Source organism: Pseudomonas sp. NPDC089407, from assembly GCF_044900445.1.
Lineage (GTDB): Bacteria > Pseudomonadota > Gammaproteobacteria > Pseudomonadales > Pseudomonadaceae > Aquipseudomonas.
In genome coordinates this window covers 1-8,034 of sequence record NZ_JBJDNB010000057.1, presented here as the reverse complement: position 1 = coordinate 8,034, position 8,034 = coordinate 1, and the positions used below count along the sequence as shown (strand labels likewise).

General features: G+C 64.5%; 7 protein-coding genes. 5 read left to right on the top strand and 2 right to left on the bottom strand.

The annotated features are described in order from the left end of the window. The first annotated feature begins 413 nt into the window (after nt 1-413). Entirely contained in the window at nt 414-551 is a 138-nt protein-coding gene (locus tag ACI2KG_RS28365) for a hypothetical protein (RefSeq protein WP_201201692.1), read from the top strand. An 83-nt stretch (nt 552-634) separates the two neighbouring features. Beyond that, a complete protein-coding gene (locus ACI2KG_RS28360) occupies nt 635-1,792 on the top strand; it encodes an MFS transporter (protein ID WP_404664173.1) in 1,158 nt (385 codons plus the stop codon). Nucleotides 1,793-1,947: 155 nt separating this feature from the next. Here the strand turns inward: ACI2KG_RS28360 and ACI2KG_RS28355 are convergent, their stop codons facing one another. Further along, nucleotides 1,948-2,904 carry a FecR domain-containing protein gene (locus ACI2KG_RS28355; protein ID WP_404664172.1) on the bottom strand — a complete coding sequence of 319 codons (957 nt, stop codon included), beginning with the start codon at nt 2,902-2,904 and terminating at the stop codon, nt 1,948-1,950. Further along, a complete protein-coding gene (locus tag ACI2KG_RS28350) occupies nt 2,891-3,406 on the bottom strand; it encodes a sigma-70 family RNA polymerase sigma factor (protein ID WP_404664171.1) in 516 nt (171 codons plus the stop codon). Before ACI2KG_RS28350 ends, ACI2KG_RS28355 begins: the two co-directional genes overlap by 14 nt. A gap of 171 nt (nt 3,407-3,577) precedes the next feature. On the opposite strand from ACI2KG_RS28350, the gene ACI2KG_RS28345 reads away from it, so the two are divergent. The 3 genes from ACI2KG_RS28345 to ACI2KG_RS28335 all read left to right on the top strand — a co-directional run bounded on the left by ACI2KG_RS28345 (nt 3,578) and on the right by ACI2KG_RS28335 (nt 7,886). Beyond that, nucleotides 3,578-4,204, top strand: a complete 627-nt coding sequence (locus tag ACI2KG_RS28345) for a DNA-3-methyladenine glycosylase family protein (protein WP_404664170.1) — start codon at nt 3,578-3,580, stop codon at nt 4,202-4,204. Nucleotides 4,205-4,359: 155 nt separating this feature from the next. Further along, the gene (gene ada, locus ACI2KG_RS28340; RefSeq protein ID WP_404664169.1) at nt 4,360-5,418 is read left to right on the top strand and encodes a bifunctional DNA-binding transcriptional regulator/O6-methylguanine-DNA methyltransferase Ada; all 1,059 of its coding nucleotides are present in this window, start codon (nt 4,360-4,362) and stop codon (nt 5,416-5,418) included. A gap of 56 nt (nt 5,419-5,474) precedes the next feature. Then, complete coding sequence (locus ACI2KG_RS28335) at nt 5,475-7,886, top strand: DUF3772 domain-containing protein (RefSeq protein WP_404664168.1); 2,412 nt, start codon at nt 5,475-5,477, stop codon at nt 7,884-7,886. Nucleotides 7,887-8,034: the final 148 nt, after the last annotated feature.

The following is an 8,034-nucleotide window of genomic DNA, read 5'->3' as shown; positions in this document are numbered from 1 at the left end:
GCATACCTGTGGGAGCCTGGCTTGCCAGCAATGGGGCCTGAACAGGCAACAGAAGACAGTTGCACCCACCTCGCCCGCGTTGACCTCAAGCCATGTGCATACCTGTGGGAGCCTGGCTTGCCAGCAATGGGGCCTGAACAGGCAACAGAAGACAGTTGCACCCACCTCGCCCGCGTTGACCTCAAGCCAAGTGCCATACCTGTGGGAGCCTGGCTTGCCAGCAATGGGGCCTGAACAGGCAACAGAAGACAGTTGCACCCACCTCGCCCGCGTTGACCTTAAGCCATGCGCGGTCCCTGTGGGAGCTGGCTTGCCGGCGATGGGTCGCAAAGCGGCCCCGGCAATTGACGACCTGATCACCGTTGGCCTAGAGTGCCGCCTCTTTTTCAACCCTCCACAAAGTAGCCAACGCAATGCGCCGTACCCAGTCCTTGCCCAACGCCCGCCAGCCTGCCCTCCAGGCCCTGCGTCACGCGTGGCCGAGCGACACGGTACTCAAGCGCCGCCGCAGCGTGCTGTTTGCCTTCACCTTCTCGCCACACCTCGCTTGAACTGATCTGCGCTTTTGCGTCGCGCGCCACCCCGGCGTGCGCGCCTGTGTCTGCACGTCTTTTCGGTTTGCAAGGAGTGGTACATGAACATGCGTTTGCTGGCGGGCCTGTTGTTCGCCGTTTCAGTCGTGGGTTTCAGCCTGGGGGCCAGCCTGCCGCTGGTGTCGTTGCGCCTGCACGAGGCCGGAGCGAGTACCCTGGAAATCGGCATCATTTCCGCCATTCCTGCCGCGGGCATGATGCTCTCGGCGTTTCTGGTCGACACCTGCTGCCGCCACCTCACCCGGCGTACCCTCTATCTGCTGTGTTTCAGCCTGTGCACGCTCAGCATTGCCTTGCTGGAGCCTGCGTTCGGCTCGCCGTGGCTGCTGGCGCTGCTGCGCCTGGGCTTGGGGCTTGGCATGGGCATCGCCATCATCCTGGGTGAGTCGTGGGTCAACGAACTGTGCCCCGAGCACAACCGCGGCAAGATCATGGCCCTGTATGCCACCAGCTTCACCGGCTTCCAGGTGCTCGGCCCGGCCATGCTGGCACTGCTGGGCGCCGACAGCCCGTGGATCACCGGTGTCGTGACGTTCTGTTATGGGCTGGCCTTGCTGTGTATCGTGCTGACCGTGCCCAATGACCATGTCGAACATGAAGACGGCGAAAAGAGCTTTGGTCTTGCCGGTTTCTTCCGCGTAGCGCCGGCGTTGTGCATGGCGGTGCTGTTCTTCTCGTTCTTCGATGCCGTGGTGCTGTCGCTGTTGCCGGTGTACGCCAGCAGCCATGGTTTTGCCGTGGGTATGGCGGCATTGATGGTAACGGTGGTGTTTGCCGGCGACATGCTGTTCCAGTTGCCACTGGGCTGGCTCGCCGACCGGGTCGAGCGTACCGGGCTGCACCTGGTGTGCGGGTTGGTGGCGATGGCGATCGGCATCGGCCTGCCGTGGCTGCTGAACATAACCTGGCTGTTGTGGCCGTTGCTGGTGGTGCTGGGCGCGGTGGCGGGGGGGATCTATACGTTGGCGCTGGTGCTGATCGGCCAGCGCTTCAAGGGCCAGGACCTGGTGACCGCCAATGCCAGCGTGGGCTTGCTGTGGGGCGTGGGTAGCCTGATCGGGCCGCTGGTCAGTGGCGCGGCGATGGGTGTGGCGCCGCATGGCTTGCCGATGGCGCTGGCGCTGATGGCCGGGTTGTTCGTGAGCTTTGCCCGCCAGTCGTTTCGCGCTGCGGGGCGCTTGCGAGCAGTGGCGGACTGATACTTCCAGACCAGCACGATCCTTTGTAGGAGCGGCCTTGCGTCGCGAAAGGGGCGCGCAGCGGCTCCACGATATCAGCTTCGCTGCAAATATAGCCGGGGCCGCTTTGCGGCCCATCGCGACACAAGGCCGCTCCTACAGGGGCCTTGTCGTCTTCAGGCTGCGCTGATACTTACCCAGTACCGCGTACGGTACTCAACCCGCACCGGCAGGCTATGGCTGAGCAGGTGCAGGATTGCGCCGGTATCGACCAGTTGGTATGTGCCAGACACCTTCAGGTTTGCCACCTCGGGCGCACAGCGCAGCAGGCCGGGGCGATAGCGGGCCAACTCGGCGATAAATTCGCCCAGCGGCATCTGCCGCACGCTGAGTACGCCGTCAGTCCAGCCCCAGGGGTCGCTGTGCAGTGTCACGGCCTGGAAGCTGCCGTTGGCCGACACCTGCAAGGTCTCACCTGGCAGCACCTGCCGTGCTGCGATCGATGCAGGGAACAGCGTGACCTCACCACGGCGCACCGCCAGCAGCAAGCCTTGGCTGTTTTCTCGCAGCAGCAGTTGGCCGTCGCCAGTAGCCAGTGGGCCGAAGCGCGTATCGATACGGAACGGGCGGTTGTCGTCTGGGTTGCTGTCCAGGCTCACCTCGCCGCGTACCAACGCCAGGCGGCGCTGATCGCTGCTGTACTGCAAATCGATGGCGCTGGCTGTGTTTAGCTGGATACGGCTGCCATCGCTACCTTGCAGCCGGCGACGTTCGCCGACAGCGGTGCTACTGTCGGCCAGTAGCTCAGGCAAGCCCAGCGGTTCACGCGCGGTGAAACCCAGGCTGCCGCCCACGGCCAGCACTGCCAACAGCTTGAGGTGGCTGCGCCGGCTGACGCGTTGTTGCTGGCTGCTGTCCAGGGTGCGCCGGCTCAGGTCCTTGGGCAGCCCGGCCAGTTCGTCGCTGAGCAGGCTGACCCGCTGCCAGGCTATGGGGTTATGCGGGTGGCTGCCCAGCCACTGTTGGAACTGCTGCTCGGTCTGCGGGCATGGCCTGTCGAAGCGCAGCTTCACCAGCCAGTCGATGGCCTGGTCGACCTGCGCCTGCGCAGGCGTGCCATCAGGCGTCGGCATAACGCAACCGGTAGCAGACGCCCAGCGCGGTAGCCAGGTCGCGCTCGATGGTCGCTCGCGATACATGCAGCTGCTGGGCGATCTGCACGATGCTCAAACCGTCGAGCTGGGCCAGCAGGAATGCCTGGCGGGCACGAGGTTTCAACTGGTGCAAGGCACGGTCCAGGCGCTCCAGGGCGTCGAGTATGACCAGCCGATGTTCCTCGCTGGGTACTTCGCCTTCGGGCAGGTGGGCCAGGCTCTGCTGGTAGGCCTTCTCCAGCGCGCGGCGGCGAAACTGGTCGATCATCAAGCCACGGGCGATGCTGCTGAGGTAGGCGCGCGGCTCTTTCAGCGGCGACACCTGGCGGGCGCGCAATACGCGTACGAAGGTATCCTGGGCCAGGTCTGCAGCCTGTTCGCTGCAACCCACCCGGTTACGCAGCCAGCCGCGCAGCCAGGCATGGTGGGACTGGTAGAGCAGAGCGACCTCGGCCGGTTTGAGCGTGTCGTTGATCTGCATCGTTGCGAAGGCCCGGTCCCATGTTAAGTGTGAATGTGAACAGTTCTCAATTCTATGCGGGGATGCTGGCGCGGAGCAATGGTATGCCAGGAATTAGCCGCGCAAGAACCGGCGTTTAGCCGATGAACGGCTGCGCTAAGCTGGACCTGCAATCGACTTGATGGAGGTGCCATGATCCTCGCCGACCTTTCGCCCGAAGCCTATCGCCAGGCCAGCGAACACCTGGCCTCACTTGACCCGGACTGGTCGCGGCACATTGCTGCGACCGGGCCTTGCCTGCACCAGGCTACGCCGGGGCGTGAACCTTACGAGGCGCTGGTACGGGCGATTGCCTACCAGCAACTGCATGCCCGTGCTGCCGAGGCGATTCTTGGGCGGCTGCTGGCGCTGTTCCCGGAGGAGGCGTTCCCAAGACCGGAACAGTTGTTGGCGCTTGCCCCGGAAGAAATGCGCGCCTGCGGCTTTTCGGCGAGCAAGATGGCGACGGTCCAGGGCATTGCCCAGGCCCGTCTGGAGGGCCTGGTGCCCACGCGCGACGAGGCACTGGTCATGGCTGACGATGCCTTGATCGAACGCCTGGTGGCGCTGCGCGGGGTAGGGCGGTGGACCGTGGAAATGCTGCTGATCTACAGCCTGGAGCGCTCGGATATTCTGCCGGTGGATGATTTTGGTGTGCGTGAGGGGTACCGCCGGTTAAAGGGCTTGGACAAGGCGCCGACGCCAGCGCAGATGCGTTCGCTGGGGGGCGGTTGGCGGCCGTACCGTACCGTGGCGGCCTGGTATTTGTGGCGGGCCTGAAGTTCTTGCGTTGCCTGTGCCGGCTTCTTCGCGGGTGAACCCGCTCCCACAATGAAAAAAAAGGGCTGCGCAGTAACTGTGGGAGCGGGTTTATCGAGGCGTCGAACCGCCGCGAAGAGGCCAGCACAGGCAACAACCGATAGGGAAACTGACCAATGAACCTCTTCACCACCCCCGACCAACGCTGGCAAGCTGTCGAATCCCGCGACCCCACCGCCGCCGGCCATTTCGTCTACGCCGTACGCACCACCGGCATCTACTGCCACCCCAACTGCAAGTCACGCCTGGCCAAACGCAGCAACGTCGAGTTCTTTGACACCGCCGCTGCCGCCGAGGCCGCCGGCTACCGTGCGTGCAAGCGCTGCTCCAGCACCCCCAAGGCCAGCGCCACCCGCCACAGCCAGCTGGTTACCCGTGCCTGCCGCCTGATCGAAACCGGCGACCCGGCACCCAGCCTCGACCAGCTCAGCGCGCAACTGGCCGTCAGCCCCTTCCACCTGCACCGGCTGTTCAAGGCCGAAACCGGGGTTACCCCCAAGGCCTACGCCAGCGCCTTTCGCACCCGGCGCCTGCGCGCGCACCTGGAAGACGGCCAGCGTTCTGTCACCGACGCCATCTACGACGCTGGTTACAACTCCAACAGCCGCTTTTACGCCAGCGCCGACCAGCGCCTGGGCATGCGCCCCCGGCAGTACCGCGCGGGCGGGGGCGGCGCAACCATCCACTTTGCCCTTGGCCAATGCTCGCTGGGCGCAATCCTGGTGGCCCAGAGCGACAAGGGCGTTTGCGCAATCCTGCTCGGCGACGACCCCGAGGCCTTGTTGCACGAGCTACAGGACCAGTTCCCCAAGGCGCAGCTGATCGGCGGCGACAGCGCCTACGAACAGCTCGTCGCCGAGGTGGTCGGCTTTGTCGAAGCCCCAGCCCTGGGCCTGGCTCTGCCGCTGGATGTGCAGGGCACGGCGTTTCAGGAACGGGTCTGGCAGGCGTTGCGTGAGGTGCCGGCCGGCAGCCGGGTCAGCTACAGCGACATCGCCGAGCGCATCGGCGCACCCAAGGCGGTGCGCGCGGTAGCCATGGCCTGCGCAGCCAATCACATTGCCGTGGCCATCCCCTGCCACCGCGTGGTGCGCCGCGATGGCGACATCAGCGGCTACCGTTGGGGGGTGGAGCGCAAGCAGCAACTGCTGAAGCGAGAAACGGCACTCTCCTGAACGCTTGAAGCCGCGTAGAATCCCCCGCCAAATCGAATTGTAAAGAGGAATATTCGATGAGGCGTGTCAGCCTTGCCCGTTTTTGCCCAGGCTTGTTAGCCCTGCTGGCCCTGATGCTGGCGCTTGCCAGCCCGGCCTGGTCGGCGCCGGCCACCCCGTTGGCCAACCTGGCGGTTGCCGAAGCCCCCGTGCTGGATGAAAACGCCAGCATCGAGCAACTGAGCGACCGGCTGGACCAGATCCGCCAGGGCGTTACCAGCGACGCCAATGACGACCTGCTGTCGCAATTGCGTCTGGCCGCCGTGCAGGTTCAGCGCCAGGCTGATGCGCTGAGTGCGTTGCGCACCACCGAGGTGGAAAAGCTCGACGACAAGCTTAAAGTCATCGGCCCGGTCCAGCCGGACGAAGCCGCCACCCTGACCCAGCAGCGCAAAGAGCTGGAAGCCGAGAAAAAGGCCTTGGTAGCCCAGCAGGACCAGGCCACCAAGCTGACCCAGTCGGCCCGCGACCTGTCCACCCAGATCGTCAACCTGCGCCGCAGCCAGTTCAACTCGCAGATCACCAGCCGTGCAGCCTCACCGCTGAGCCCGGCGTTCTGGCAAAGCATCATCCGCCCTACCCAGGAAGATGTCGCCCGCCTGCGCGACCTGCGTGCTGAAGCGGCCGATGCGGTGGCCAGCGCCTTCAATGCTGATCATCGCTGGCTGTTCATGGCCAGCCTGGTCGCCGCGGTATTGGTCTGGACACTGATGCGTCGCGTACTGGAAAGCCTGCTCGCCGATGCCATGGTCCGCTGGTTGCCCGAAGGCCGCCTGCGCCGCAGTGCGCTGGCGCTGGGGGTAAGCCTGGCCACCCTCGGTACCATCGCGGGCTCGGTATCCCTGCTGCGCTGGGGGCTGGAGAGCAGTGCGCAGCTTGGCTCCGATGTTGCCAGCCTGGCCAACCATGTACTCGCCCTGGTGGTTTTCAGTGCCTTCATCACTGGCCTTGGTCGCGCCATGCTGATGTTGCAGCGTCCATCCTGGCGCCTGCCGTCCATCCATGACGAAGTGGCCAGCGCGCTGGGCTGGTTTCCCAAAGTGTTGGCGCTGGCGCTGATGGTGATGATGACCATGGAGCGCATCAACAGCGTGATTGGCGCCAGCCTGGCGCTGACCGTGGCGGTCAACGGCCTGACCGCCCTGGTGGTGGCGCTCACCTTCGCCGGTGCGTTGCTGCGTTACCGCCGTACCCTGCGCGAGCACGACCTGGAGCGGCCGACGGGGCTGGCCGGGTTGATCCCGTTCATCATGGTGATCTGGCTGACGCTGATCTTGCTGGCGCTGCTAACCGGTTACCTGACGCTCGCTTACTTCCTGACTGGCAAGCTGCTGTGGGTAAGCCTGGTGATCACCTGCGCCTACCTGCTGACCACGTTCCTCGGTGACCTCTGCGAAACCCTGCTTTCGCCACGTCAGCCAGGCGGCCTGGCATTGGCCTCGACCTTGGGCCTGGCGCCACGTCACCAGGCCCAGGCCAGCACCATCCTGGCCGGCATCGGCCGCACGGTGGTGCTGTTCCTGGCCCTGTTGCTGACCTTGATGCCATCGGGTACCAGCCCCAGCGAGCTACTGTTGAGCCTGGCTGACTGGGATGGCACCGGCGGCAAGTTGCTTGGGAACCTGAATATCGTGCCGCAGGACATCCTGCTGGCGCTGGGGATCTTCCTGGGCGGCATGTTCGCCATCCGTGTGGTCAAGCGCTGGCTCAGCGACCGCCTGCTGCCGGAAACTGACATGGACGCCGGCATGCGAGCCTCGCTGGTCACCCTGGTGGGCTACCTGGGCTTCATCTTCCTTGCCATGCTGGTGATGTCGACCCTGCGCATCAACCTCACCAGCCTGACCTGGGTAGTCAGTGCCCTGTCGGTGGGTATCGGTTTCGGCTTGCAGCAGATCGTGCAGAACTTCATCTCCGGCCTGATCCTGTTGACCGAACGCCCGGTCAAGGTGGGCGACTGGGTCAGCCTGGCTGGCGTAGAAGGTGATATCCGCCGCATCAATGTGCGCGCCACGGAAATCCAGATGTCCGACCGTTCGACGGTGATCGTACCCAACTCGCAGTTCATTTCGCAGAACGTGCGCAACGTGACCATGGGCAACGCCCTGGGCGTTGTCAGCATTACGCTGACCTTGCCGCTGGAGACTGATGCCAACCACGTGCGTGAGTTGCTGCTGGCGGCGTACCACGAGCACGAGGCGATTCTGGATGCGCCGGCGGCGTCGGTGTCGTTCAAGGACCTGACCACCAGTGGCATGGTAATTGGCGTGAGTGGTTATGTAGCGGGGCCGCGTCAGGTGTCGGGAACCCGCAGTGACCTGTTGTTCACCATTCTTGGGCGGTTGCGTGACGAAGGCATTGCCTTGTCTTCGCCGCAGAGCATGGTGTTGGTGCAGGAAGGTGCGCGACCGGCTGACGAGTCGGCGTAATGCCTTGGGGCTGCTTTGCAGCCCATTCGCGGCACAAGGCCGCTCCCACACTGTTGGACTGCCCCCCAAAAGTTGGACAGTTTTAAGCTGCTGCCTGGGTCCTGTACTCGACAGGGCTCAGGCCATTGAGCCTCAGCTTGATGCGGTC